This is a genomic window from Bacillus paramycoides (assembly GCF_038971285.1).
In the GTDB taxonomy this organism is placed as follows: domain Bacteria; phylum Bacillota; class Bacilli; order Bacillales; family Bacillaceae_G; genus Bacillus_A.
In genome coordinates, this window is sequence record NZ_CP152427.1 from 710,993 (window position 1) to 737,500 (window position 26,508).

At 36.2% G+C, this 26,508-nt stretch carries 25 protein-coding genes and 2 pseudogenes (1 of these 27 running past the window's edge); 15 read left to right on the forward strand and 12 right to left on the reverse strand.

Annotated elements, in window-relative coordinates; all coding sequences use genetic code 11:
* Positions 1–177: 177 nt before the first annotated feature.
* Positions 178–1,569: an amino acid permease gene (locus AAG068_RS03575; protein WP_342718072.1), complete on the reverse strand. Its 1,392-nt coding sequence runs from the start codon at positions 1,567–1,569 to the stop codon at positions 178–180.
* Positions 1,570–1,849: 280 nt separating this feature from the next.
* On the opposite strand from AAG068_RS03575, the gene AAG068_RS03580 reads away from it, so the two are divergent.
* From AAG068_RS03580 to AAG068_RS03590, 3 genes and pseudogenes are all read left to right on the forward strand, one after another.
* Entirely contained in the window at positions 1,850–3,142 is a 1,293-nt protein-coding gene (locus tag AAG068_RS03580; RefSeq protein WP_342718074.1) for an NCS2 family permease, read from the forward strand.
* Positions 3,143–3,381: 239 nt separating this feature from the next.
* A complete protein-coding gene (locus AAG068_RS03585; protein WP_000301182.1) occupies positions 3,382–3,582 on the forward strand; it encodes a helix-turn-helix transcriptional regulator in 201 nt (66 codons plus the stop codon).
* Positions 3,583–3,586: 4 nt separating this feature from the next.
* Positions 3,587–3,856: pseudogene (locus AAG068_RS03590) on the forward strand (hypothetical protein); the annotation flags it as partial.
* A gap of 350 nt (positions 3,857–4,206) precedes the next feature.
* Here the strand turns inward: AAG068_RS03590 and AAG068_RS03595 are convergent.
* From AAG068_RS03595 to AAG068_RS03630, 8 genes are all read right to left on the reverse strand, one after another.
* Entirely contained in the window at positions 4,207–4,644 is a 438-nt protein-coding gene (locus tag AAG068_RS03595; protein WP_342718143.1) for a GNAT family N-acetyltransferase, read from the reverse strand.
* Between the two features lie 14 nt (positions 4,645–4,658).
* Positions 4,659–4,898: a DUF4022 family protein gene (locus AAG068_RS03600; protein WP_098669161.1), complete on the reverse strand. Its 240-nt coding sequence runs from the start codon at positions 4,896–4,898 to the stop codon at positions 4,659–4,661.
* Between the two features lie 70 nt (positions 4,899–4,968).
* A complete protein-coding gene (locus AAG068_RS03605) occupies positions 4,969–6,798 on the reverse strand; it encodes a monovalent cation:proton antiporter family protein (RefSeq protein WP_342718145.1) in 1,830 nt (609 codons plus the stop codon).
* Between the two features lie 219 nt (positions 6,799–7,017).
* Complete coding sequence (qoxD, locus tag AAG068_RS03610) at positions 7,018–7,329, reverse strand: cytochrome aa3 quinol oxidase subunit IV (RefSeq protein ID WP_000081349.1); 312 nt, start codon at positions 7,327–7,329, stop codon at positions 7,018–7,020.
* Positions 7,330–7,932 carry a cytochrome aa3 quinol oxidase subunit III gene (gene qoxC / locus AAG068_RS03615; protein ID WP_000729315.1) on the reverse strand — a complete coding sequence of 201 codons (603 nt, stop codon included), beginning with the start codon at positions 7,930–7,932 and terminating at the stop codon, positions 7,330–7,332.
* Positions 7,933–7,945: 13 nt separating this feature from the next.
* Entirely contained in the window at positions 7,946–9,880 is a 1,935-nt protein-coding gene (gene qoxB, locus AAG068_RS03620; RefSeq protein ID WP_342718151.1) for a cytochrome aa3 quinol oxidase subunit I, read from the reverse strand.
* Between the two features lie 33 nt (positions 9,881–9,913).
* A complete protein-coding gene (locus AAG068_RS03625) occupies positions 9,914–10,789 on the reverse strand; it encodes a cytochrome aa3 quinol oxidase subunit II (RefSeq protein WP_048527849.1) in 876 nt (291 codons plus the stop codon).
* A gap of 282 nt (positions 10,790–11,071) precedes the next feature.
* Positions 11,072–12,487: an amino acid permease gene (locus tag AAG068_RS03630; protein WP_306187745.1), complete on the reverse strand. Its 1,416-nt coding sequence runs from the start codon at positions 12,485–12,487 to the stop codon at positions 11,072–11,074.
* Positions 12,488–12,866: 379 nt separating this feature from the next.
* Here AAG068_RS03630 and AAG068_RS03635 point away from each other — a divergent pair, with 379 nt between their 5' ends.
* The 8 genes from AAG068_RS03635 (at position 12,867) to AAG068_RS03670 (ending at position 20,557) form a co-directional block, all read left to right on the forward strand.
* A complete protein-coding gene (locus tag AAG068_RS03635; RefSeq protein ID WP_342718157.1) occupies positions 12,867–13,577 on the forward strand; it encodes a C39 family peptidase in 711 nt (236 codons plus the stop codon).
* 131 nt (positions 13,578–13,708) lie between these two features.
* On the forward strand, positions 13,709–14,884 hold the full coding sequence (locus tag AAG068_RS03640; protein ID WP_342718159.1) for an amidohydrolase: 1,176 nt from the start codon (positions 13,709–13,711) through the stop codon (positions 14,882–14,884).
* Position 14,885: 1 nt separating this feature from the next.
* Positions 14,886–15,083, forward strand: a complete 198-nt coding sequence (locus AAG068_RS03645; protein WP_144656802.1) for a DUF3311 domain-containing protein — start codon at positions 14,886–14,888, stop codon at positions 15,081–15,083.
* Entirely contained in the window at positions 15,080–16,552 is a 1,473-nt protein-coding gene (locus AAG068_RS03650; protein ID WP_342718163.1) for a sodium:solute symporter family protein, read from the forward strand. The genes AAG068_RS03645 and AAG068_RS03650 overlap by 4 nt, the downstream gene beginning before the upstream one ends.
* A 144-nt stretch (positions 16,553–16,696) precedes the next feature.
* Positions 16,697–18,133, forward strand: coding sequence for a spore germination protein GerLA (gene gerLA, locus AAG068_RS03655; protein WP_342719703.1), 1,437 nt, complete (start codon positions 16,697–16,699; stop codon positions 18,131–18,133).
* Positions 18,134–19,258, forward strand: coding sequence for a spore germination protein GerLB (gerLB, locus tag AAG068_RS03660; RefSeq protein ID WP_342718165.1), 1,125 nt, complete (start codon positions 18,134–18,136; stop codon positions 19,256–19,258).
* On the forward strand, positions 19,242–20,408 hold the full coding sequence (locus AAG068_RS03665; RefSeq protein WP_342718167.1) for a Ger(x)C family spore germination protein: 1,167 nt from the start codon (positions 19,242–19,244) through the stop codon (positions 20,406–20,408). Before gerLB ends, AAG068_RS03665 begins: the two co-directional genes overlap by 17 nt.
* A gap of 11 nt (positions 20,409–20,419) precedes the next feature.
* Complete coding sequence (locus tag AAG068_RS03670; RefSeq protein ID WP_061658275.1) at positions 20,420–20,557, forward strand: hypothetical protein; 138 nt, start codon at positions 20,420–20,422, stop codon at positions 20,555–20,557.
* A 61-nt stretch (positions 20,558–20,618) separates the two neighbouring features.
* Here AAG068_RS03670 and AAG068_RS03675 read toward each other — a convergent pair whose 3' ends face one another.
* From AAG068_RS03675 to AAG068_RS03685, 3 genes are read right to left on the reverse strand one after another with little or no spacing between them, the layout of a single operon-like run.
* Positions 20,619–22,019, reverse strand: coding sequence for a nucleoside recognition domain-containing protein (locus AAG068_RS03675; RefSeq protein ID WP_342718170.1), 1,401 nt, complete (start codon positions 22,017–22,019; stop codon positions 20,619–20,621).
* Positions 21,997–22,719 (reverse strand): FeoB small GTPase domain-containing protein, encoded by a 723-nt coding sequence (locus AAG068_RS03680; RefSeq protein ID WP_342718172.1) that lies wholly within the window; start codon positions 22,717–22,719, stop codon positions 21,997–21,999. The genes AAG068_RS03675 and AAG068_RS03680 overlap by 23 nt, the downstream gene beginning before the upstream one ends.
* The gene (locus tag AAG068_RS03685) at positions 22,716–22,973 is read right to left on the reverse strand and encodes a FeoA family protein (protein WP_098669174.1); all 258 of its coding nucleotides are present in this window, start codon (positions 22,971–22,973) and stop codon (positions 22,716–22,718) included. Before AAG068_RS03685 ends, AAG068_RS03680 begins: the two co-directional genes overlap by 4 nt.
* A gap of 512 nt (positions 22,974–23,485) precedes the next feature.
* Between AAG068_RS03685 and AAG068_RS03690 the strand changes: the two genes are divergently transcribed.
* The 4 genes and pseudogenes from AAG068_RS03690 to AAG068_RS03705 all read left to right on the forward strand — a co-directional run.
* A complete protein-coding gene (locus AAG068_RS03690) occupies positions 23,486–24,385 on the forward strand; it encodes a phosphate ABC transporter substrate-binding protein PstS (RefSeq protein ID WP_000245119.1) in 900 nt (299 codons plus the stop codon).
* Positions 24,386–24,455: 70 nt separating this feature from the next.
* On the forward strand, positions 24,456–25,346 hold the full coding sequence (gene pstC / locus AAG068_RS03695) for a phosphate ABC transporter permease subunit PstC (RefSeq protein ID WP_000676681.1): 891 nt from the start codon (positions 24,456–24,458) through the stop codon (positions 25,344–25,346).
* A gap of 2 nt (positions 25,347–25,348) precedes the next feature.
* Positions 25,349–26,269 carry a phosphate ABC transporter permease PstA gene (gene pstA / locus AAG068_RS03700; protein WP_342718212.1) on the forward strand — a complete coding sequence of 307 codons (921 nt, stop codon included), beginning with the start codon at positions 25,349–25,351 and terminating at the stop codon, positions 26,267–26,269.
* Positions 26,270–26,403: 134 nt separating this feature from the next.
* Positions 26,404–26,508: pseudogene (locus AAG068_RS03705) on the forward strand (AAA family ATPase); it runs 464 nt beyond the window's last position.

The following is a 26,508-nucleotide window of genomic DNA, read 5'->3' on the forward strand; positions in this document are numbered from 1 at the left end:
GAATCCCCCTAATAATAAATATATGTGCTTTAATAATGTAATTTATTTTTCTGTAAAAATAAAGACGGAAAACATAAAAAATATTAAAAATTTGTAAAAATAACGTGAATTTTGTTGAGAAATATTTATATAGATTTAAAAACATCCCTTCCAAGTAATAAGAAAGGGATGTTTTGTTTAACTAATTTTTGAATTAGGTGCTTTATCAATTTTATGAAAACCTTTCATGTAATACACGATAGTTAAACCAATAAGCCAAATTGGTCCAACAATTAATGCAATTCTTGTATCTTCTGAATACGCCATTATACCTAATACGAGTGCAAGGAAAACGAGTGAGAAATATGAACTTAATGGGTATAAAGGCATTTTATACGATAACTTTTGTTTGTTTTGCGTAGGCAAACTTTTACGGAACTTAATTTGAGCGACTAATATAATACCCCAAGTCCAAATTGCCCCGAAAGTTGAAATACTAGTGAGCCATGTAAATACTTTTGCGGGCACAAGATAGTTTAATATAACACCGACGAGTAAAACGATAGCTGTTGCTATAATTCCTTGACTTGGAATGCCATTTTTATTTAAACGACCGAATCTTTCAGGAGCTTTTTTCTGATGAGCTAATGTATACAGCATACGGCCTGTACTAAATAAACCACCATTACAAGAAGAAAGAGCTGCTGTTAATACGACAAAGTTAATAATTCCTGCTGCTTTTGCAATACCGATTTGCTGGAATGTTAATACGAATGGACTGCCTTTCTCACCAAGTTCGTTCCATGGATAAATTGCCATCATAACGAATAGAGCCCCAACGTAGAACAGTAATATTCTCCAAAATACATTATCGATTGCTTTTGCGAGTGTTTTTTTCGGATTTTGCGCTTCACCCGCTGTAACGCCGATTAGTTCAACGCCTAAATAAGCGAATAACACCATTTGCATGGAGAGTAGTAATCCAGAAAAACCATTTGGGAACCAGCCACCATGTGACCAAAGATTTGAAATACCGGTAGCGATACCGCCGTTTCCGAATCCGAATAAAATAATACCAGCTCCAACTACTATCATACAGATAATTGTGACGATTTTAATGAGAGCAAACCAAAATTCAAGTTCTCCAAATACTTTTACAGATAAGAAGTTGAAAGCACTCATTAATAATAGAGCGAGTAAAGCCCAAGTCCAGCGCGGGATATCTGGGAACCAGTATTGCATGTAAATGCCAGCTGCTGTAATTTCAGCCATACAAGTAACAACCCATAAGAACCAGTAGTTCCAACCGGTAATGTAGCCAGCTAGTGGTCCAAGGTAATCATAAGCATATTTACTAAAAGAACCAGCAACAGGTTGTTCAATTGCCATTTCTCCGAGTGCTCGCATAATGAAAAAAATAACGAGTCCAGCAATCATATAACCTAGTAGAATAGAAGGACCAGCTAGTTTAATAGCAGAAGCAGATCCTAAAAATAGTCCAACGCCAATAGCTGAACCGAGTGACATTAAAGTAATATGTCGTTCTTTTAAACCACGGTTTAAAGTTCCAGATTTGTTTGTGTGCTGCATAAGAAGAATCCCCCTTGTAGAGTGAACGATATTTGAATGCGTTTGCTAAATGTTTAACTATTTCAAATTATAAAACATTTCTATCTGTTGTGCTACAAAAATAATCAGTATGAACTGTACTATATCTGTGCTTGTCAGACTTAAACTTAAAATTCGAACTATTAGTGAATATATTGACTCTTCTTTTTATTGATTGTTAAGATTAAGTATTATATTTTCTCACATACTAGTAAGAAGAGAATGTGTGATAATAATTCAGATGTAGGAAGGGTACATAACCATGTTTCAATTACAAAAATATAACACTTCTGTGAAGCAAGAGCTTTTAGCTGGCATCACAACTTTTTTTACATTTGCGTATATTCTTGTCATCAATCCGAAAATATTATCTGATGCAGGTGTACCATTTGATCAAGCTTTTACGGCAACTATTATTGCGACTGTTGTAGGGACGCTATGTATGGCGTTTTTAGCTAACTATCCAATTGTTATTGCTCCAGCTATGGGAATGAATGCGTATTTTGCTTATTCTGTTGTTCAACAGGCAGAGGGGATTACATATGTCATTGCGTTTTCAGCAGTATTTGTAACAGGTATCATTTTTCTTTTATTATCTTTCACTTCGTTTAGACAAAAGCTAATCGTCGCAATTCCTGACAGTTTAAAACATGCGATTGCAGGTGGAATTGGGTTATTTATTGCTTTTATCGGATTACGTCTATCTGGAATTATCGTTGATCATCCATCTAACTTAGTTACGATTGGTGACTTCCATTCTCCAGCCGTTATTTTAACTTTAATTGGTTTAATTTTAGCGGCGGTATTAATGGCATTACGTGTGAGCGGTGCATTATTTATTAGTATGATTATGACAGGAATTATAGCCTTCTTTACCGGGCAACTGAAGTTTACGGATAAAATTGTTGCGATGCCTCATTTACCAGAGGGAATTATCGTTTCAAATCCAATCAACGCCTTTTCAGATGTAATTGAATACGGATTATACGGTGTTGTATTTTCATTTTTACTTGTACTGTTATTTGATACAACAGGTGCATTACTGGGTTTAATTAAACAAGCAGGTTTAATTACAGATAATACAGAGAAGCGTTTTGGTAAAGCGTTTATTGCGGATGCAATTGGTGGGACTACAGGCTCTATCTTTGGGACAAGCCCAACAGCAGCGACGATTGAATCGTCAGCTGGTATTGCTGCGGGTGGTAAAACAGGATTAACAGGTATTGTAGTAGTCGGTCTAACGATTATAACGGCATTCTTCAGCCCTGTCATTGCTTCTTTATCAAGCGTAGCCGCTATTACAGCTCCTTCATTAATTATTGTAGGTAGTTTAATGGCGCAAAGTCTTCGTGATATTAATTGGAATGAATTTGATGATGCGTTACCAGCATTTTTAATTTTCGTTGGTATTCCGTTAACGTCTAGTATTGCGAATGGAATTGCAATTGGATTTCTAGTGTATCCAGTCTTAAAAATTGTGAAAGGAAAAGGGATGGAGGTACATCCGTTACTCTACTTATTTACAATTTTATTTGGATGTCATTTATTCTTATAATATAGATATAGGAGAGGGAGCTTCTTATGAGAGGCTCCTTTTTTGTGTATAATAAAGTGAAACTATAATCAGTGGAGACAGTTAATTTCCCACGTAACTACTTTGTTCTAGCCGAATATTGAGGTAGGGATGTTCCTGCTTATAAATAGCGGGATAAAGTGAAGTTATAGTCAAATAAGTAAAATATAAATTACTTAATGGAATATATATGTTACAATATAGATAGAGGAGGAACATGAATGGCTGTAAGTAAAATAAAAGTCGCGCGTGTTCAGTTAGATTTAACACAGCAACAATTAGCAGAAAAAGTAGGCGTTACAAGGCAAACGATTAGTTTAATTGAGAAGGGGAAATACAACCCGTCTTTAGATTTATGTTTGAAAATTTGTTATGCAGTAGATAAAACTTTGAATGATTTATTTTGGGAGGAAAAGGAGTGAGAGGATGAGAATCGTGAAAGATGAACGCTTAATGATTGAGAGGCTAAAACATATTAGACTCGTTTTCATCTTACAAAATATTGTCATACTAGGTATTGTTTTTTATCGCTACGTTTTGCAAGGTGCAGGATATGAAAGTGTTTCGGATTTATTAAGGGTATTTATGTGTGGGATAGTAGTTATTAACTTTTTAAATCTGAAAAATTCAGTGGAAGTGTATGAGCATACGGGCGGAGTATCACGTAGTTATTTTATGAAGTTATTATTTATCCCGCATTAACGGGCAGTAAGACCCCCACCTCAAAATTCAGGGGAAGCAAAGAAGTTAGGTGGGGGATCAACTGCCCGTAAAAGCCCGATTGGTTCAACTAATAATCAGTGGGGGATGAACAAAACCCCCACTGATTAAAGTTTCACTTTATTCCGGTAGGTATTATTATTGGGATTTTAGCCATTTGTATCGTTGTAACACCGGATATTTCGATGAAGGAAATTAGTATGACAGGACTTATTATGTTTGCTTGTTTTTTAGTGCCTAGTTTGTTTATATACATATATATGAAGAGAATAAGAAGTGAAGATTGAAATATAAGAAAAGCTTTCCCGTATTGCGGAAAGCTTTTCTTATATTCTTTTATATAGTACTTTATGAAGGCCAATCGGTTCAATTTCAAAGATTTCACCATGTTCCTGGAAGCCTAAGCGTTTGTAATAATCAGCTACAGTAATTCGGCCATTACACCATAATATATTTGCTTGACGCTCTTGCAAGACTTGTTCCGCCTTCTGAATTAAGGAGCTTCCAGCACGGTTGTTTCGAAATTCAGGTAATGTTGCCATTCCTCGTAGACGATAATGAATACCCGTTGGTAAGTCGGGATATATTTCTTTTGAGAAGGAAGCGATACTAATTAGTTCATCGTTTATAAATGCACCTAAGTGGAAGGTGTCTGTTTCATAATCGGAAGGATATTTACAATCTGCTAATGTTTGATTGGGGCGCAAAATTTTTTGACGTAATACGTAAGTTTCAGATCCCTCAATATTTTTCACGGTAATCATATTAACATCCTTTCTTATAAGGCTTTTTCTGTTAATTGTATAAAGAAATAGGCAGGTGCGGCGAGAAGTCCGAGTATGCTAGCAGTTCCAAGAAGGAGTGAAAGTAGGAGGCACGAATATTTTATTCCATTCGATTTTTTCCATCCGTAACTACAAATTTCAATACTAACACCGATGAGAATAATGGCAACGAGTATTTCCGCTAATAATAAAAGAGCTAAAGTTACAATAGACATAATGTGATCCACCCTCATAATATGTGATAGTTACATTTTACCATATGAAATGGAAAAAAATGCCCCTCAATTATGTGAGGGGCATTTTCTATTCTAATATGCTTTTTAGTGTATCGATATGTTCTTTTGAACCTGTTACAAGTAATGTATCACCGTGCTGTAGTCTCGTATCACCATGTGGAATTAATGCTTTATTCCCACGATAAATTTGAATGACTAGTACATCACCTAAAAAAGGAAGGCGGCGAAGTGCCACGCCGTTATATTTATTGCTTCGTAGTTCAACTTCACGGACCGTTTCGTTAGCTGTTGTAATTAAGCGAACGAGACTCGGTTTATCAATAAGTGCACGTAATAGAATACGTGTAGAGTTAATTGTTGAGAATACAGCGATATGCTCTTGTGTTGCTTTTTCTTGTAGAAGTGGATCTTCTACGCTTGCAATAACATGTTCAACACCTAGTTCTTTTGCGTGTTCTGCTAATAATAAGTTTTGCTCATCATCACTTGTTGCAACAACAACGCGGTCTGCGTTAAATGCTGTTTGTTCAGTTAATGATGCGATTGTGATGTCATCTAATTTTACGATAGGGAAGTCATGTGATTTTGCTTCCTCATCATTTATTTTATTTTGACGCATCATATAAAGCGTTACGTCATAATCTTCTCGTTTTAAATCAAGTGATAACGGAAGGGTAATTCTGCTCGCGCCAATAATAGAAACCTTTGGTTTTGATGTTTCTACTTTTGGGAACATCTTTTTAAATAATATAGGTGCAAAAATACAAGTAATAACTGCACTTAAAATAAGCGAAGCAGATAAACTTGGACTGATGATTCCTAGTTTTTCACCAATTTGTGCAGCAGCAATAACTAAAGAAAGTGTTGATGTTAATAAGATGGCACTTCCCAGTACGATATTACGTGGATACCATTTTCGTAAAACGAGTGATGGTAGCAGCTTCGAGATAAAGAGTCCCACAATTAAAATTGGGATCATTAGCATGCTAGAAGGTTCTTTAAAAATAGACCAAACCTCTAAATTTACACCGACCATTACGAAGAAAATAGGAATGAAGAAACCATATCCGATAGAATCTAGTTTTTCAACCATATCTTCATTTGGTGATAATAATGATACGAGTACCCCTGCTAAGAAGGCACCTAAAATATTTTCAGCTCCAACGGATTCAGATAACCCAACTAATATTAAGATGAGTGCAAAAACAGCTCGTGTATCAATTTGTACACTACCAGCTTTTAAGCTATCTAAGTATGGAATGTTTTTAAAGCGTTTTGCAACGAAGTAAATAACAATACCAGCGCCGAATAGAAGAAGAAGGAGCCACATGCTTTGGCCGCTTTCAGAATTTAATCCGACGAATACAGCGAGTAAAATCATTGTAACTAAATCTGCAATAACAGCGACTAATAAAATGATTTGTCCGATTGCCGTTTTTCCTAAGTTATTCTCTTTTAATGTCGGTACGACAACCCCTAAAGAAATAGTTGAAATAATTAAAGTCATGAACATTGCATTATCTACAAATCCTAGCCATACGAATAGTAATGATAGGGCATAAGATAAGATGAAAATAAAGAAGAAGATAATACTTGCTGCTTGAAATGTGTTCGGTTCGTTTGTCGTATTCTTTTTCCCTTTTTGTTTAAAGATAGAAAAATCAATTTCTAAACCGCTTAAAAACATAAGGAAGATAAATCCTAGTGTTGATAAGACTTGAAGCCACATATCTGGCTCAATAATATTAAACCCACTTTTACCTACAAAGATTCCTGCGATGATTTCTGCAACAACGACAGGAAGTGCTTTTAATTTAAAGCGTTGTAACAAAAGGGGAACGAAAAACGCGATTGCAACGACAACCATAAGTGATAGAACAGAAGTGTGATGTTCCATTGCGTTCTCTCCCTTCAAATAAATATAGTACTTATTTAGCCATATAATAGGTAGAAAAGCAACGCATATGGATTCGATTTCATAAAGAAAGAGTTTTCTTAACATTTGTCATAATAAGTATATTTTTCATGATTCTGTTGTTAATTCCGTAATGTGGATGTAATAGGGGAAGTAATAAAAAAAGACTGCTGAGAAATCTCAGCAGTCTTTTCATGTACATTACATTGAGAAGAAGATCCATACAGTTAAACCAACTGTTGCAGTTGCAACGAAGAAACTGTATATCATAGTAAGAATTTGAACTCTTCCTTCTCCTTCTTTTAAGTGCATGAACATAATTAATTGTAACAACGCTTGCGCAACAGCCATTATGATAATAGTTGTTAAGATCGTTGAAAGTGGCAGGTTTGTATAAAGTGCCACGTATAGAGCTAGAAACGTTAGTGCAAGCGATAAAATAAATCCGAAAACGTGTGACCAAGGGAATCCGCTATGCGCATGCCCGTTTGCTTGGTTGTTATTTTGACTCATTTACGCCACCATCCCGTTCAAGTAAACTAGTGTGTAAATAAATACCCAAACAAGATCAAGGAAATGCCAGTATAAGCTGATAATGAATACTTTACGAGCTGTAACTGGTGTTAAACCTCGTTTTAAAATTTGGATAATAACACAAATCGCCCAAATGATACCGCCTGTTACGTGGGCTCCGTGCGTTCCAAGAAGAACGAAGAATCCAGATAAGAAAGCACTTGTTTGAATTGTCGCGCCTTCACCAATATACATAATGAACTCTTCGATTTCGAAGAATAGGAAACCTGCACCTAAAAGTAATGTAAGGATGAACCATCCAAGCATTGCTTTTTGGTTATGCTTACGCATTTCGTGAATTACGATACCACATGTGAAACTACTTGTTAAAAGTAGTAATGTTTGAATTAAAAGCGTTTTAAGTTCAAACAGTTGTGCTGGTGTTGGGCCATCTGCCGTACGACCAGCAAGTACTAGATAAGAGGCGAAAAGTGTTGCGAACAGCATAATTTCAGCCCCAAGAAAAATCCAGAATCCTAGGATATTCAATCTGCTTTGTTCGGATTGATATTCCAAAGGTAAGCTTTTGTCTAAAGCCGCCATATCATTTCACCTCTCATGCTACATGTTCTGATTTTTTAATTTCATCAACACTGATATAGTAACCGTCATCGTAATCGAATGAACGATAGATTAAGCAAGCTAAAATACCAACGCCGCCGATTGCTGCAAGCCAGAACCAGCTAAATACTAATGCGAAACCTGCAAGACCGAAGAATAAAGACGCAATAATAGGCACACCAGAGTTACTTGGCATGTGAATTGGTTTAATATCTTCTGCTGCTGGTGTAACTGTTTCTCCGCGTTTCTTCATGTACCAGAAAGCATCAGCTTCTTTGATTTCAGGAAGTTGTGCGAAGTTGTAATGTTGTACAGGAGATTGAGTTGCCCATTCAAGTGTACGGCCATCCCATGGATCTCCAGTTGTGTCACGTTCACCGTGACGAGCACTCCAAATTACGTTGTAACAAAGAAGTATGAAACCAATACCCATCATTACCGCACCAACAGATGCGATTTGGTTTAGCCATCCCCATCCAAGACTTTCAGAGTAAGTGTACATACGACGAGTCATACCGTCTAAACCTAAGAAGTACATTGGGAAGAAACAGATGTTGAATCCGCTCATAAAGATCCAGAATGTCCATTTACCTAGGCGTTCATTTAACATATGACCAGTCATTTTTGGATACCAGAATGTGAATCCAGCAAGCATAGCAAATACTGTACCTGCGATTAATACGTAGTGGAAGTGAGCGATTAGGAAGTAGCTGTTATGGTACTGATAATCAGCTGCTGCCATACCAAGCATAACCCCTGTAACCCCACCGACTACGAAGTTTGGAATAAATGCCAATGACCAAAGCATTGGAACTGTAAAACGAATACGTCCTTTATACAGTGTAAACAACCAGTTAAAGATCTTAACACCGGTTGGAATCGAAATCGCCATTGTCGAAATCGAGAAGAATGAGTTAACCGCTGGACCTGCACCCATCGTGAAGAAGTGGTGAAGCCATACGACGAAACTTAGTAAAGAAATTGCAACCATTGAGTATACCATCGCACTGTAACCGAATAGACGTTTACGTGAGAATGTACTAATGATTTCAGAGAAAATACCGAATGCCGGTAAAATAACGATATATACTTCAGGGTGACCCCATACCCAGAATAGGTTGGCCCATAACATCGGCATACCGCCGCTCGCCATCGTAAAGAAGTGAGCATCGAATAGACGGTCAAATGTCATTAATGCAAGAGCAACTGTCAATACTGGGAAAGCGAAAATAATGATAATTGTTGTAATTAAGATTGACCAAGTAAACATTGGCATTCTCATTAAAGTCATACCAGGTGTACGCATTTTTAAGATAGTAACAAGGAAGTTAATACCTGTCATTAACGTACCGAGACCTGAAATCTGTAATGCAATTGCGTAGTAGTTATTTCCTACACCAGAAGTAAACTCTGTACCTGCCATTGGGAAGTAAGAAGTCCACCCAGCGTCTGGAGAACCACCGATTACGAAAGCGATGTTGAATAACATTGCTCCGACAAAGAATAACCAGAAACTTAAAGCATTTAAGAACGGATATGCAACGTCACGAGCACCAATTTGTAATGGTACTACAAGGTTCATTAATCCCATAACGAATGGCATCGCCATGAAAAGAATCATAACTGTACCGTGTGTTGTGAAGATTCCGTTATAGTGTTCAGCATTTAAATAAGTTGTTTCTGGGAATGTTAACTGTGCACGGATCATTAAACCGTCCATACCACCACGGAATAACATGATAACCGCAGAGATAATATACATGGCCCCAATCTTTTTATGGTCAACAGTTGTTAACCATTCGTCCCAAAGCCATTTCCATTTTTTATACTTTGTTAGTACGAAAATGATTGCTAATGTCACAAGAACGATAGAAGCGTCTGCACCGTAAATAATCGGGTCACCTGTGACAAAGAATTCATCAAGCTTCACTGTGTTCACTCCAATCTGTTGGAATTATAGCTATTATTTTTTGTTTTTGTAGTAGTTGTAATCACAATATTCAAGTGATTTTGGATCAACATAACTTAAGTGATGACTAGAGAATGTCATACGACCAACTACACCAGGTTTAACAATTTCGTTGTACTTATCTTCTGTTAGTTTAGGAGCAGTTTGTTGTACTTCTTTAACCCACTTGTCATATTTCTCTTTAGTTTTTGCTTCAACTTCGAACTCCATGTGAGTGAATCCTTCACCAGAGAAGTTCGCGCTACGGCCTAGGTAAGAACCTGGCTTATCAGCTTGTAAATAAAGGTCCATAATCATGCCATCCATAGTGTACTTCATACCACCAAGTTCTGGTACCCAGAAAGCATTCATTGGGCCGACAGAAGTCAGTTTGAATTGAATTGGTACACCAGCTGGGATGTTTAAATAGTTAACGGTTTCAATTTTTTCCTCTGGGTAACTGAATAACCATTTCCAGTTTGCAGATGTAACATAAATCTCCACTGGTTTAATATGTTTGGACTCTTTCGGAACCTCTTCCGAAGCATAAGTTGCTTTTACTGTTGGAATCGATAATGCGATAACGATAATAACAGGAACAAGCGTCCAAATGATTTCTAATAATGTGTTACCGTGTTGTTCAGGTGGCTCATAGTCCATATTCTCTGGTTTTTCACGATAACGAATCAAGATGACTGTAAACAAGATGAATACAATTGCGATAATTAATGACATAAGCAAGAATGACCAAACAATTAAATCATACTGTGCTTTTGCAACAGGTCCTTGCGGATTTAATACTGCGAGTTTTTTATCACAGCCACCGAGGAACAGAAGTAATGATAACGGAAGAAGCGAAGCCAGCTTCCAAAACGTTTTCTTTAGTTGCACGATTGAAAATCTCCTTTCTCCTTGGATTGAAACTATGCCAATAAAACAATATAAACCTATTAATTTATAGATGGCAATAGTTTTTGTGATATTGTTAAAAAATAGACACAAATGCACGCTTTTTAAGGTGAATATCATTTGTAACTTGATAACATTGTAAACCATTTTCCAGTGAAAAACGTGATTGTGAAAATTTTAAGATAAATAAAGTTATACCAAGATATCCAATAAATAGAAAAAAGCTATCTTATGATAAGGAAGATAGCTGAATATTTCGTATATTTAGTTTACTTCTTTTTTTAGACTTATTTGTTGTTCAAATGTGACAACTTTTTTATATTTAACTCGGTATAAAATGTAACAAATGATCATAAATGGAATACCGCAATAAAGAGCAATTCTCTGATCTGGAATGAAAGCTAAACTTACAAATGTAATGAAATTGAGTGAGAATGCTACGATTGGAACTAATGGATAAAGTGGTGTGCGATATTTTAAATCATTAATGTCTCCGCCGTTTTTTAAGAAGTTTCTACGGAAGAAAAACTGTGAAGCTGCGATTGACATCCAAACTACGACAGCGGCCATAGCTGCAATAGATGTTAAAACTAAAAAGACAGTATCTGCTGCAAATATACTTGTTAATAGAGACAAGCTCGCAAAGATTAGACTGAAAATTAATGCGTTCAGTGGCACACCCTTTTTAGTTAACTTCGTAAAAGCTGGACTTGCCATTCCTTGTTTTGCCATCGCCCAAAGCATACGTGAATTTGCATATAGACCAGAGTTGGCTACGGATAATACAGCTGTAATAATAACAAAGTTCATAATGTCTGCTGCATATGGAACACCAGCTACATCAAATACAAGTACAAATGGACTTTCGACTAGATTAGCCTCTTGCCACGGGAGTAAACCTACAACAACTGATATGGCTAGGACGAAGAAGAATAGCGTTCGCCAAATGGTATTTTTGATTGCTTTTGGAATTGTTTTTTCAGGATTCTCACTTTCTCCTGAAGCGATTCCGATTAATTCTGTTCCTTGGAAAGAATAATTCACTGTAATCATCGTAAGAAGAACAGCCAATGCACCATTCGGAAATAATCCGCCATTTTCAGTGAAATTGTGAAGCATTGGAGCTGGTTTTCCGTTAAAGTCTAGTAGGCCGAACATAACTGCACCACCCAGTACGATGAAAATAACGATGGTTGCGACTTTTACACTAGCGAACCAAAATTCTGCTTCTGCATATGCTTTTGCTGATAGAGCGTTTACAAGAAAGAGTGCTGCCGCAAATGTAACACACCAAATCCACGAAGAAACATCTGGAAACCAGCGTTTCATTAAAATACTTACAGTTGTTAACTCTACTCCAACTGTAACAGCCCAATTCAACCAATACATCCAACCGACAACAAAACCAAAACCAGGTGAAATAAATTTGCTTGCATAGCTTTGGAATGAACCTGCTTCTGGCATAGCAACGGATAATTCACCAAGACATAACATCGTTAAATACATAACAAATCCACCGACTAAAAATGCAAGAATAGCACCACCAGGACCGGCGTTATGGACGATTTGACCTGATCCCATAAACAGGCCCGTTCCAATCACTCCACCGAGTGCAATCATAAATAGGTGTCTACTTTTCATTGTTCGTTTTAAATCTGTTTGTTCTACTTGTTGATTCATATGCCCCTCACCCCGTTATTTTCTGTATGTATGAACTGATTTTCATTCCGAGTTTTTAATCATTAGTGGGGGATATGACACATACTCGGTTTATTTACTATGAAATGAATGGAGTATGTAAAAAGCGAACTATGACTAAGTACTCTAAGAATGTTTTTATTAACAAAGTGATATCTTCACCATGTTAATTATTTCGATTTTAGCAAAAAAATTCAGAAAAGTATATTGTTTTTTCTCTTTATTAAAAATAATTAGAATTTTCCCGATAGTAAAAGTGTGAACAATAATTCACATAATCTTTCTAGCAAACTAGTAAGAAGAAAGGTACAATGATAGAAGGTATGTCTGTAAAATAATAATTACTGGAGTTTTGTTTAAAATGAAAAAGTTAAAATATCTTTTTGTTTTTGGAATTATATTTGCTGCCGCGTTTTTTATAGCGAAAGATAAAATTATACAAAAGGCGCAAGTGCTACGCTTAGATTTTCTATCTGAAATGAAAGAAGCGGCTATGATTGAAAATGTTCCGTTTATAAAACAGTTACCAGAATTACCTCGTGGATGTGAAGTGACAAGCTTAGCTATGTTACTACAATATAAAGGTGTGCAAGTAGATAAGATGCAACTTGCTAGTGAAATTCATCGAGTTCCATTTGAACAAGATGGTTTGCGTGGAAATCCTTATGAGGGATTTGTTGGAAATATTTATACGAAAGCTGAACCAGGATATGGTGTGTACAATAAACCAATCTTTAATTTAGCAGAAAAATATGTTTCCGAAAAAGTAATTAATTTAACAGATAGAGACGTGAATGATCTATATAAGGTAATTAGTTCTGGTTCTCCAGTATGGGTTATTATTAATACAACGTTTAAGCCGCTAGCTGAAAGTAGTTTTGAAACATGGAATACAAGTTCTGGTGAAGTGAAAATTACATATTTTGAGCATAGTGTAGTAGTGGTTGGATACGATCAAAACTTTGTATATGTAAATGATCCTCTAAAAAACAATCCGCGTTTCGCTGTTCCACGAGCAGAGTTTGAGAAAGCATGGGATCAAATGGGGAAACAAGCGATCACTATTTTATAATAATGAAAAGTCATCTTTTTGATGGCTTTTTATTTTTAAATGTTTATAACGGAAAATTCAGAAGATTCTTTCAAAACCTAACAATTCACGTTATAATAACATTTAACTTGGTGAAGAAGGGGAGAAGAGAAATGGATGTAGCGAAGGAACTAGTTGTATCGAAAAATCAATTGATTGAGTGGAGAAGGCATTTTCATAAGTACCCAGAGTTATCTTTTCAAGAAGAAAAAACATCACAGTTTGTATTCGACATACTTCGGAAAATCCCACATTTAGAAGTGTCAAGACCTACTAAATATAGTGTAATGGCAAGATTAATTGGTAAGCAACCTGGTAAAACCATCGCGGTTCGTGCTGACATGGATGCTCTTCCTATTCATGAAGAAAATGAATTTGACTTTATTTCTGAATATCCAGGTGTGATGCATGCATGTGGCCATGATGGGCATATAGCGATATTACTTGGAGTTGTACATAAGTTAGTAGAGGAAAGAGAGAAGGTTAAAGGGGAGGTTCGTTTTCTCTTCCAACATGCAGAAGAAAACTTTCCTGGCGGTGCAGAAGAAATGGTTACAGCGGGTGTAATGGAAGGTGTGGATTATATTATTGGTGCTCACCTTTGGGCATCGTTACAGGTGGGGAAAATAGGTATAATTTATGGTCCGGCAATGGCTGCTCCGGATGTTTTTAAAATTACAATAGAAGGAAAAGGGGGACATGCTGGAATTCCTCATGAAACGGTTGATAGTATTGCAATCGGTACACAAGTCGTTTCGCAACTTCAGCAAATTGTATCTCGCCTCACGAACCCGTTAGATTCCCTTGTAGTATCTGTTACGCAATTTCATGCTGGGACAACCCATAATGTGATTCCAGAACAAGCGGAGATTGAAGGGACAGTGCGGAGTTTAAGACATGAGTTACGAGAAGAAACAGAGAAACGGATTGAACAGATCGTGAAGCATGTGACGGAAGCGTATGGAGCGAAATATACGTTTGCTTATGAATATGGATATCGCCCAGTCGTAAATAATTATGAAGTTACAGAGATTATTGAGCAAACAGCATTACAGCTTTATGGAAGGGAACGAGTTACTCGTTTACAGCCAACGATGGCTGGAGAAGATTTTTCAGCGTTTTTACAAAAGGCACCAGGGACATTCTTTTTTATCGGAGCAGGAAATAAAGAGAAAGGAATTATATATCCTCACCATCATCCTCGTTTTACGATTGATGAAGATGCATTACCAATTGGCGTGGAAGTTTTTGTATCGTCCATTATAAATTTCATAAGTAAAGGAGAATGAGATGAAGAAAATACATCTATTAGCGCTTATTCCAGTTTTTTGTTTAGTTATTGGACCCGTATTTGCTAATTCAGTTACTCCTTACATATTAGGGATGCCATTTTTATTATTTTGGATATTATTATCGGTGCTCATTACGTCTCTTTGTATGGGGATTGTGTACGTATTTGATCCTGCGAATAAGGGGGATGTAAAATGACCGCATTACTTATCGTTATTTTATTTTTGTTTCTTGCACTATTTTTAGGAATTCGAGCGCAACATGGAAAAGATATGAATTTAGAGCAATGGTCAGTTGGAGGGAGAGGCTTTGGCACTATTTTTGTTTTTCTTCTTATGGCAGGTGAAATTTATACGACATTCACATTTTTAGGCGGAAGTGGATGGGCGTATAGTAAAGGAGCGCCTACTTTTTATATTTTAGGTTATGGCGCATTAGCTTATATTTTATCTTACTTTTTATTACCACCAGTTTGGAAGTATGCGAAAGAGCATAATCTTGTTTCGCAGCCAGATTTTTTTGTGAAGAAATATAAGAGTCAGACACTTGGCATTATCGTTTCTATCATTGGGGTTATTTCGATTATCCCATACCTTGTTTTACAGTTAAAAGGATTAGGGATTATCGTTTCGGAAGCATCTTACGGAAGGGTATCACCAGTTATTGCAGTGTGGATTGGTGCAATTGTCATAACGATATATGTAATGGTTTCAGGTATACACGGCTCTGCTTGGACGGCCGCTTTGAAGGATATTATGATACTGTTTATCGTTATGTTTTTAGGTATATATTTACCGTACCATTATTATGGAGGATTTCAGCCGATGTTTGAAGCTGTAGAAGCAGCAAAACCAGGTTTTTTATCTTTACCTGATGAAGGAATGAGCATTTCTTGGTTTGTTTCTACTATTGTATTAACAGCTCTCGGTTTTTATATGTGGCCCCATACATTCGCTTCTGCTTTCTCTGCCAAAAACGAAAAAGTATTTCGTAAAAATGCGGCCATTATGCCACTTTATTCTTTAGTTTTACTTTTCGTATTCTTTGCAGGTTTTGCTGCTATACTGCAAGTGCCTGGATTAAAGGGAGGGGATGTAGACCTTTCGTTATTCCGTCTGGCTCTTCAAACTTTTGATCCGTGGTTTATTGGGATTATTGGTAGTGCTGGGGTTTTAACCGCATTAGTTCCGGGTTCCATGCTTGTCATGGCCGCTTCTACATTATTAGCGAAAAATATGTACCGAACAATGGTCCCATCTGCTTCGGATCGACAAGTTGCAAAAGCAGCGAAATTATTTGTTCCTGTAGTAACGCTTGTAGCTGTTTTGTTCACTTTTAAAGGTGGAGAAACGATAGGAGCACTTCTTTTAATGGGATATAGTATAGTGACACAACTTTTCCCTGCGCTTGTATGTAGTTTGTTTCCGCGTCAGGTTATTACGAAACAAGGGGCAATTGCGGGAATGGGAATTGGGTTGTTAGTAGTTGCATATATTACTTTATCTGGTTCAACTATAGCTACGATGTTTCCAAGTTTTCCTCAATATATAAAAGATTTAAATGTAGGTATAGTCGCATTGTTAATGAATATGCTTGTAATGTTTATCGTTAGTGGATTCACGAAAAATGTGTCTTTAAAAGCAGACAATATAATAGTAGAAAAGTAATCCGTGAACTAGAGCTATCTTTGAAAAGAGATAGCTCTTTTTTGTATATATTTTCTTTTATTAGCGGAATCTAACTAAAAACTTGTTGAAAAGGAAGTTAGGTGGGGGACTTTGTTAGAGCTAAAAGGTAACTTATTTGAAGTTATGAAAGAAATTAGGGATGAGTTAGGTTCGCCTAATGATTTAACAATTAGGGAAGTGGCCCTTGCTGGTAGTTTTACACGCTGTGCTGTTATTTTTTTATGTGGGTTAACAGATAAGGATAATGTTTATAAATATGTAGTTCGTACACTTCAATATGAAGAAGTACAAAATGAAGCAGCTGTCGTTCAGACGTTATTGGATCGTTTTATTTCTATTGCGGAAGTTGGTAAGAAGACAACGTTTCCGGATATTATAAATGCGATTTTAGCGGGAGATACGGTTATATTAATTGATAATATTCAAACCGCTATCGTAATTAATAGTAGAGCTTGGGAAAAAAGAAGTTTAGAACCGCCAGTAACAGAAGATTTAATACGTGGACCGAGGATCGGATTAAATGAAGATATTAACGTGAATAAAATGTTAATTCGCCATAGTTTACGTGACCCAAAGCTGAGATTTCAATCTTATATTATGGGGAAGAGATCCCAAAAAGAAGTGACGTTAGTATATATAGAAGACATTATTAATCCTTACATTGTAAAAGAGCTGGATCGGCGTCTTCAATCCATAGTGACAGATGTCGTTTTTGAGACGGGTACGATTGAGCAATTAATTCAAGATAATAATTTGTCGCCGTTTCCGCAGTTTTTGAATACGGAAAGGCCTGATAATATTGTGGCTTCATTAGCGAAAGGAAAGGCGGCTATTTTAGTGGATGGATCACCGTTCGCCCTTATAGCTCCGCTAGTATTTGTTGATATTTTTCAATCTGTGGAAGATCATTATGAGCGTTGGGTCATTGGGACTTTATTAAGAATTTTGCGGATGGGTTCTGGTATAGTTGCAATTTTAATGCCAGCGATGTATGTAGCTCTCGTATCATATCACCAAGGACTTATTCCTTCTAAACTGGCGTATTCAATTGCTGGGGCGAGGGAAGGCGTGCCGTTTCCTGCCTATATAGAAACATTAATGATGGCATTAACGATGGAGTTAATACGAGAAGCGGGAATTAGGTTGCCGAAACCAATGGGGCAAACAATTGGGATTGTAGGTGGTCTTGTAATCGGGGAGGCAGCGGTGAACGCAGGAATTGTAAATCCGTTTTTAGTTATTATTATTGCGGTTACAGCTATCGCTACCTTTTCTCTCCCTGTATATAGCATTACGATTACGTTTCGTATTTTACTTTTCGTCTTTGTATTAGCAGCGACTGCTTTTGGTTTGTATGGAATTATTTTAGCCCTTATTGCACTTGCTGTTCATATTACAAATTTAACAAGTGTTGGTGTACCGTATACGACTCCAATTGCTCCTGCATTTTATAAAGATTGGAAAGAAGAATTTATACGTATGCCAAAATCGATGTTGAAAGATAGACCAGAGTACTTACAGACAAAAGATTCTACAATACGTCCAAAGGAGAGAAAATAATTGAAACCATTTGAGTATGGCGATGAAGAGATTGGATCTCGGGAAATTGGGTTTGCAGTATCATCGACCATCATTGGCATCGGGGCATTGTCTATGCCAAGAGATATCGCTAACCAAACTTTATTTTCGGACGGTTGGATTATTTTACTTTTGGGTGGATTGGTATGTGCAGTTTTAGGTTGGTTTGTAACGAGGGTAGCTATCTTATTTCCGAAACAAAACTTTGTTCAATATACAAGTGCACATTTGACAAAGCCTGTTGCATACACAATTAGTAGCATTTTAGTATTAACGTTTGCTGCTTTGACAGCATATGAATCGAGAATGATTTCAATTATTTCTCAAACGTATTTATTTAGTGAGACACCGATACAACTACTGTCTTTCTTCTTCTTACTAGTTGTTATTTACGGAATAGCAGGATCAAGAGCGGCCTTATTAAGGTTAAATATTCTATTTTTACCTATTGTTTTAATTGCGATAGTGCTTCTTTCTTTATTGAATATAAATTTAATGGAAATAAATAATTTACTACCAGCTTTTCAAACAGAAGTAAATGAATATGCTGTTGGAGTTAAAAATTCTATTTTTACATTTATTGGATTTGAAGTAGCTCTGTTTTATGCGGTGCTGTTAAACGATAAGACGGCGAAAAAAGCACCAATGGCAGTTGCGAAAGCTGTAATGGTAAACGTGTTGGCATACATTTTAATTTATGTAACTTGTATTAGTGTTTTTACGTATATGACAACACGTGGATTAACATATCCAACAATTGAATTAGGGAAAGAAATTGAAATTGGTGGAGGATTTTTAGAAAGGTTTGATGCGATTTTTTTTACAACTTGGATTATTACTATTTATAACACGACCGCCATGTATTACGACGTCGCATCTTTATTGTTTTGCGCAATGTTTCCTAAAGTGAAGAAGCATATTTTTATTTTTGTAAGTGCCCCTATTATTTTTATGGTGAATATGGTACCGAGTAGTTTGAATGCTTTATCAAGTTATGGGACTTATTTAGCTTGGATAGATATGGGGTTTGTTGTGTTAGCGCCTTTGCTCGTTTTAATTGTATATAAAATAAAAAGAAGGAATGGTGGAAATGAGACACCTTCTTAAATTTATAATGGTTATGCTTGTAGTTGGATTTCTGAGTGGGTGTTCTGAATTAGAGGAGATAGAAGAAAGGGGATTTGTAGTAGGTGCAGCATACGACCTTGTGAAGGAAAAGAAATCAAGTCCAATTATGAAAGGAACGTATCAGATGGTACTTCCAAGTAAATTGTCGCAACAGGGTGGACAAGGGAGTGGAGATAATGAGAATTATATTAATGTGAGTGCGAAAGCGGATAGTGTGTTTGAACAAATAAGAATAATCGCCAAAAAAATTAGTCGTACACTATTTTTTCCGCATATACAAGTTATTATTTTCTCTGAAGAATTACTTTCGAATCCTTATGTTTTACAAAATACGTTAGATCTATATATTCGTGATCATGAGATGAGAAGAAATATTCGTTTGTTCGTTTCTAAGAAAAATGCAGAAGCTATTTTAAAGCAAAGTGCCAAACCTGAAAATTTACCGGCGCAATATATTGATATGTTAGCTGAACATCCTCCGAAAAATGCTCAAATGATTGAGGCTGCAAGAATTGGTGAAGTCCAGGAAAAGATGATTTCCAATCGGAGTTTCGTATTACCTATTCTCGAACTAACAAAACAGGGGGTACAAATGAACGGGGCGGCGTTGTTTCGTGGAAAGGATAATAAGTGTGTAGGCAGTTTGAGTGGAGAAGAAACATTGGGAATGAATTACATAATAGGTGAAAAAATTGGAGGTTTTTTTACCATTCGTAAAAAGGATCAACTAATTACCTATGAAATTCATAAGTTGCGTCGGAAAATTAAAGTATCTACAATGAATGCTGAAAAACCAAAGTTTAATATTCATTTATATCTAGAAGGTATATTGGCTGAGTTGCACTTTAGTGACCATAAAAAGGTTTTGGACGAAAATCGTTTAGAGAAAGATATATCGGAAGAAATGGAGAAGCGCATTCAAAAATCGATTAAGCTTGTTCAAAAAAAATATAAGGTAGATGTATTGGAACTAGGAGAGGTATATAAGAGGCATAATTATAAAGAGTGGAAAAAAATAAGTAAGAATTGGGATCAAGGTGAAAATTACTTTAGTAATGCTGAAATTATCGTTCATGTTCATCCAACAATTGAACATTCAGGTTCGGCATTACCAAAGAGAGTGAAATAAGGTGATATGAGTTGTTTACAGGATTAGGAATTAGTTGCACGATATTAATGGCAGTTCTTCCAGGAGCCATATACTTTATTCATAAAAAACTCACAATGTATGGAGCGCAGCCTTGGAATACTGATGCGCAAAAAAAGAAACCTGAATGATTTTCAGGTTTCTTTCGTGCAAAGCAAACGAAGGGGGATACCTTCTATGTATGCTTTGCTTTTATACAAGCCCTAACCAATGTACCAATTGTGTAGAGAGGAATGTAACAACAATGGCGATAACGGTAGGGATTGCAAACGATAAGAATGTCCATTTGGCACTTTTTGTTTCTTTATATATGTTAACCAGTGTTGTTCCACATGGGAAATGAAGAAGTGAGAACAACATTGTGTTTAACGCTGTTAACCAAGTCCAACCATTTTCTAAGAATAGATTTTTAATTTGATTAAAATCATCTATTTCAGTTAAAGCTCCAGTTGATAAATAAGACATTAATAAGATCGGGATAACAATTTCATTCGCTGGTAGTCCAAGAATGAACGCAGCTAGAATAAAACCATCAAGTCCTAACATTTTAGCAAATGGATCTAGGAAGTTTACAAAATACATAAGTAAGCTTGTGTCACCGATAAAAATATTAGCGAGTAACCAAGTTAATGCAGCCGCAGGAGCAGCTACAACTACAGCTCGTTTTAAAACATAGACTGATTTATCAAGTGTTGCACGCACAATTGTATTCCAAACCTTTGGCTTACGATACGGCGGTAACTCAAGTGTGTAGTGAGTTGGAACACCTTTTAAAGCTGTTTTTGATAGTACCCAAGAAACAGTTAATGTCATAATAATACCAATTCCAACCATTCCAACTACAACGCCAGCAGTAACTAATGTTTGCATACTACCTGTATAACCAGCAGCCATAAATAATGAAGCCATTAAAATTAACATTGGCCAGCGACCGTTACAAGGAACGAAGTTGTTTGTTAAGATTGCAAGCATACGTTCACGTGGTGATTCAATAATACGTGTTGACATGATGGCTGCTGCATTACAACCAAAGCCCATTGCCATTGTTAAAGATTGTTTGCCATGTGCACCAGAGCGTTTAAATAAGCGGTCCATATTAAACGCAACGCGTGGTAAGTATCCGTAGTTTTCTAATAGTGCGAACATCGGGAAAAAGATGGCCATAGGTGGTAACATAACGCTAATAACAGCACCGATACCGCGGAATAAGCCAAGTATTAAAATACCATGTAACCATTCAGGTGCATGTGCTGCTTGGAACCAAGATGTTAAATATCCTTCGGCCCATCCGAAAAACTCAGCAATCATATCAGATGGTACGTTAGCACCAGCGATTGTAAGATAAAAAATGATAGATAAAATACCGAGCATAATTGGGAATCCCCATATTGGAGATGTGAAAATTTTATCTAGTTTTTCAGAACGATACAATTTATCAGTATTTGTATATTGAACAGATTCTTTACATATGCTTGCAGATGTTCGGTAAATATCTCCGACAATATCATCTCGTATATCTTCTTTTGATAGTGTTTGCGCATGTTGAATAATATAGTCCAATGGAAGAGCTTTACTGGCTGAGTGAGATTCCATTTATTACGACCTCCCTTACAAGTGGTTCATTATGGTGTTTTTGGAGTGTAGTTAAGAAGTTTTTATCTCCATCTAATATACGTAACGCAATCCAACGTGCTGGATACGTATCGCCGAACACTTTATAAATTTTTGGTTCTAATTCCTGAATCATATTTTCGATTTTTTCGCTGTAAGAAATTTTAATTGGTGTTGGAATTAGTTTTTTGTTTGCTACTTTAGCAATGACGCTTAGTAAATGACCGATGCCAACTCGGTTACGAGCGGAAATCTTAACTACAGGTACACCGAGTGATTTTGCTAATTTCTTTTCATCGATAACGATGCCTTTTTTCTCAGCTTCATCAATTAAGTTAATACAAATGACTACGTTTCTCGTCATTTCCATCACTTGAAGTGCTAAATTTAAATTTCTCTCCATAGCAGTTGCATCTATAACAACTACAGTTACTTCTGGTTTTTCAAATATAATATAATCTCTTGCTACTTCTTCATCTGCAGAGTTTGAATATAGTGAGTAAGTTCCAGGTAAATCTATTAATGTATATTTACTTCCGTTATGTTCATATTCCCCTTCAGCTTTTAAAACAGTTTTTCCCGTCCAGTTTCCAGTATGTTGTTTTAAGCCTGTTAAAGTATTAAATAATGTACTTTTCCCGGTATTCGGGTTACCAGCTAAAGCAATACGATGTTTGCTCATCTGAAATCATCTCCTATTAATACCCCGAAAATAAGGGAACTTTCTTCTTTGCGTAGTGCAATAGTTGTGTTGCTTACTTGATAAGCGACCGGATCTCCGAGTGGACTGCGCTGTAATACTTTAATTGTTGCCCCAGGGATAAATCCTAAATCTAATAAACGTCGTTTCATAGTTCCTTCTAATTGTATCTTCTCAATTTCTACAAACTCTCCTGTTCTAAATTCGGAAAGTGGTTTTGTATTAGCCGATACCATAAAAGTTACCTCATCTCTATATTTTTAGTTGGAGTTTAAAAAGTTTCCTTAGGTAAACTTTTTGTTAGTAATATAGTAGACTACATTGGATGATGCTGTCAATTGGTACTTTAAAAATATTCATTTATTTTTAGAATTGTTCCAATTTATTTAGTTGTACTAAAAAATATTACTGAAATTCTGTGTAATGTACATAAATTAGGCGCGTAAAAGTAACGAAATACAGTGGAATTGTAAATGTAACTTTAACTAAGAGGGAAAAAGAGCGAAAAATATTTACATTGAATTTACATTGTTAAGAATAAATTTACATTACGGCTTAATTAGTGTGGATTTTGTTGGATTCTTTAACTATAAATGTTGGGATTCCTAGTTTTTAAGGATTATTATCGTCATTTACTTAAAATTAAAAATTGCTTAACACTCACATAATATTATTGTCCTACAATGAATTTGTGTTCGAAAGAAGTAGACAAATGTGAAAAGTGATAATCCAAATGGGGGTACAAGACATGGTTATGAAAAAGGGTATTAAATTTTCTTTAGCAGCTTTAGTGGTAGCGGGTTCATTAGTGGGATGTGGAAAAGCGGAAGAGACATCAGGTAAAGATGCTAAAGGAAGCGATAATGCAAAACAAGAATTGTCAGGTACGATAGCAGCTGCAGGCTCTACAGCACTTCAACCTCTTGCAGAGGAAGCTGGAAAGAAATTTATGGAGAAAAATTCAAACGTTTCTATTCAAGTGCAAGGTGGCGGTAGTGGAACTGGAATTAACCAAGTAGCTTCTGGTGCAGTCCAAATTGGTAACTCAGATGTTCCATCTGCAGATAAAATAAAAGATGCTGATAAGGCGAAAGAATTAGTAGATAACAAGGTAGCGGGTATTGCATTCGCACTTGTCGTAAATAAAGATGTAAAAGTTGATAATTTAACAGTACAACAAGTACAAGATATTTTTACTGGAAAAGTAACAAACTGGAAAGAAGTAGGCGGGAAAGATGAAAAAATCAACGTAATTAATCGTCCAGCTTCTTCTGGTACACGTGCTACATTTGAAAAAACAATTATGAAAGACGCGAAAATTAATGATGGAACTGGTACTACACAAGATTCTAACGGTGCAGTAGAGCAAGCGATTAACTCTACTCCAGGTTCAGTAAGTTATTTAGCAATGTCTTATATGGTTGGCGAGAAAAAAGGTGCGCTACAAACAGTGAAAATTGATGGTGCTGAACCAAAAGTTGAAAACATTGCGTCTGGTAAATATCCATTCTGGTCTTACGAGTACATGGTAACGAAAGGTGAGGCAAAAGAAGCAACAAAAGCTTACATTGACTACGTAAAAGGTAAAGATTTTGAAAAGCAAGTAGAAGATATGGGTTATATTCCAATGTCTAAATTAAATAAGTAATAAAATTTATGGGGCTGGCTGCAAGGCCAGTCCTGTTCATTTCAATTTATGAAGTGGGGTCTGTCCTGTGATGAAGGGGAAAAAACAAATTAATTACGTGAAAAGTGAATATATAGGAAGATCACTTGTTACGTTTTGTGGTATTTTTATTGTTTTAGTTACATTAGCTATTATTGCGTTTATTTGCGGTAAAGGAATTCAATCTTTTACGCAAAGTGGTATCTCGTTTACTGAGATGTTAACATCGACAAAATGGAGTCCAAATGCTGATGAGGGAACTTTCGGGGCTGTAATTTTCATTGTAGGCTCAACGGTGGTTTCGTTAGGTGCGGTTATTATTAGTGCGCCAATTGCTATAGCTCTTGCTATATTCATGAATTTAATTTCGCCGAAGTTTGGAAATAAAGTATTGAAGCCTGTTTTAGAATTATTAGTTGGTATTCCTTCGGTTGTATACGGATTATTAGGGGTTACTATTTTAGTACCGTTATTACGCGATTCGTTTGGGGGAGTGGGCTTTAGTTTAATTGCAGGTATTGTTGTATTAAGTATTATGATTTTACCTACTATTGCTAGTATCGCTTCGGATGCAATACGCTCTGTTCCATTTGATTATTTAGAAGCTTCTTATGGTTTAGGATCAACGAAATGGCAAGCGATTAGCCGAGTAATTGTTCCTGCTGCGAAAAAGGGGATTTTAACAGGTGTTGTTTTAGGTTTAGCGCGTGCTTTTGGTGAAGCATTAGCGGTTCAAATGGTAATTGGGAATACGATTAAATTACCAGAAGGAATATATAGTCCGACAGCAACGTTAACTGGTATTTTGACAATGGATATGACAAATACATTAAACGGAACTGCTTGGAACAATGCGCTATGGACTTTAGCAATGATTTTACTTGTTATTTCATTCCTGTTTATTTTAGTAATTCGAGCAATTGGGCAAAGAGGTGAGCGATAATAATGAATGCAAGAACGGTAAATAAAGTTTGGACAGGTATCTTTTATGCGGTAGCGGCTTTAGTTGTAGCTTTACTAGTGTTCTTAGTATTTGAGATTTTACAAAAGGGATGGGGTTTTTGGGATCCTAATTTCTTGTTTGGAGAACCAAGCAATACAAGAGCCGGTGGTGGGATTGGTCCGCAGTTATTCAATTCATTCTATATGCTTGTTATAACGCTTATTATATCTATTCCCCTTGGATTAGGTGCTGGAATATATTTAGCAGAGTATGCAAAACAAGGACGTTTTTTAAACTTTGTTCGTTTATGTATTGAGACAATGGCATCTTTACCTTCTATTGTTGTTGGTTTATTCGGTTTGTTAGTGTTCGTTACAATGACAGGATGGGGATACACAGTAATGGGTGGTGCCCTTGCTTTAACGATTTTAAACTTACCAGGTTTAACACGTGTTTGTGAAAGCGCGATTTCAGAAGTTCCTGCTAATGTGAAAGAGGCGAGTCTTGGATTAGGTGCAACAAAGTGGCAAACGATCACTCGTATTATTATCCCGTCGTCATTACCACAAATTATTACAGGTGTTATTTTAGCGGCAGGTCGTATATTTGGTGAAGCAGCGGCATTAATTTACACAGCGGGTTTAACATCTCCAATTTTAAATTCAGCAGCGGACTTCTCAAGTCCTGCTCATCCTTTAAATCCATTTAGGCCAGCTGAAACGTTAGCAGTTCACATTTGGAAGTTAAATTCTGAAGGGATTATCCCGGATGCGAAGTTAATTGCGACAAAATCTGCAGCTGTATTAATTATTATGGTATTACTATTCAATGTTGTTTCACGCTTAGTAGCATCTATATTGCACAAACGTTTTACAGGAGCGAAAAGAAAAAGTAAAACGACAAAGAAGGTAAAAGCAGCATAAATGATAAAGAGGAACTCTCTATTTATAAGTAGGGAGTTCTTTTTGCGTTTTAATATAGAAGGAATGGATGTAATGATTGTTGAATTTGTAATTGATTATATAGATGAATAGTGCGGATGAGAGGGGAAGTTAATTTGTTTTTTCTGCAAATGTCAGGATTTCCTGGATCGGGAAAATCGACAGTTTCTAAGTATATAGCGAAGTTAACAGGTGCTGTAATTGTAGATCATGACGTTTTG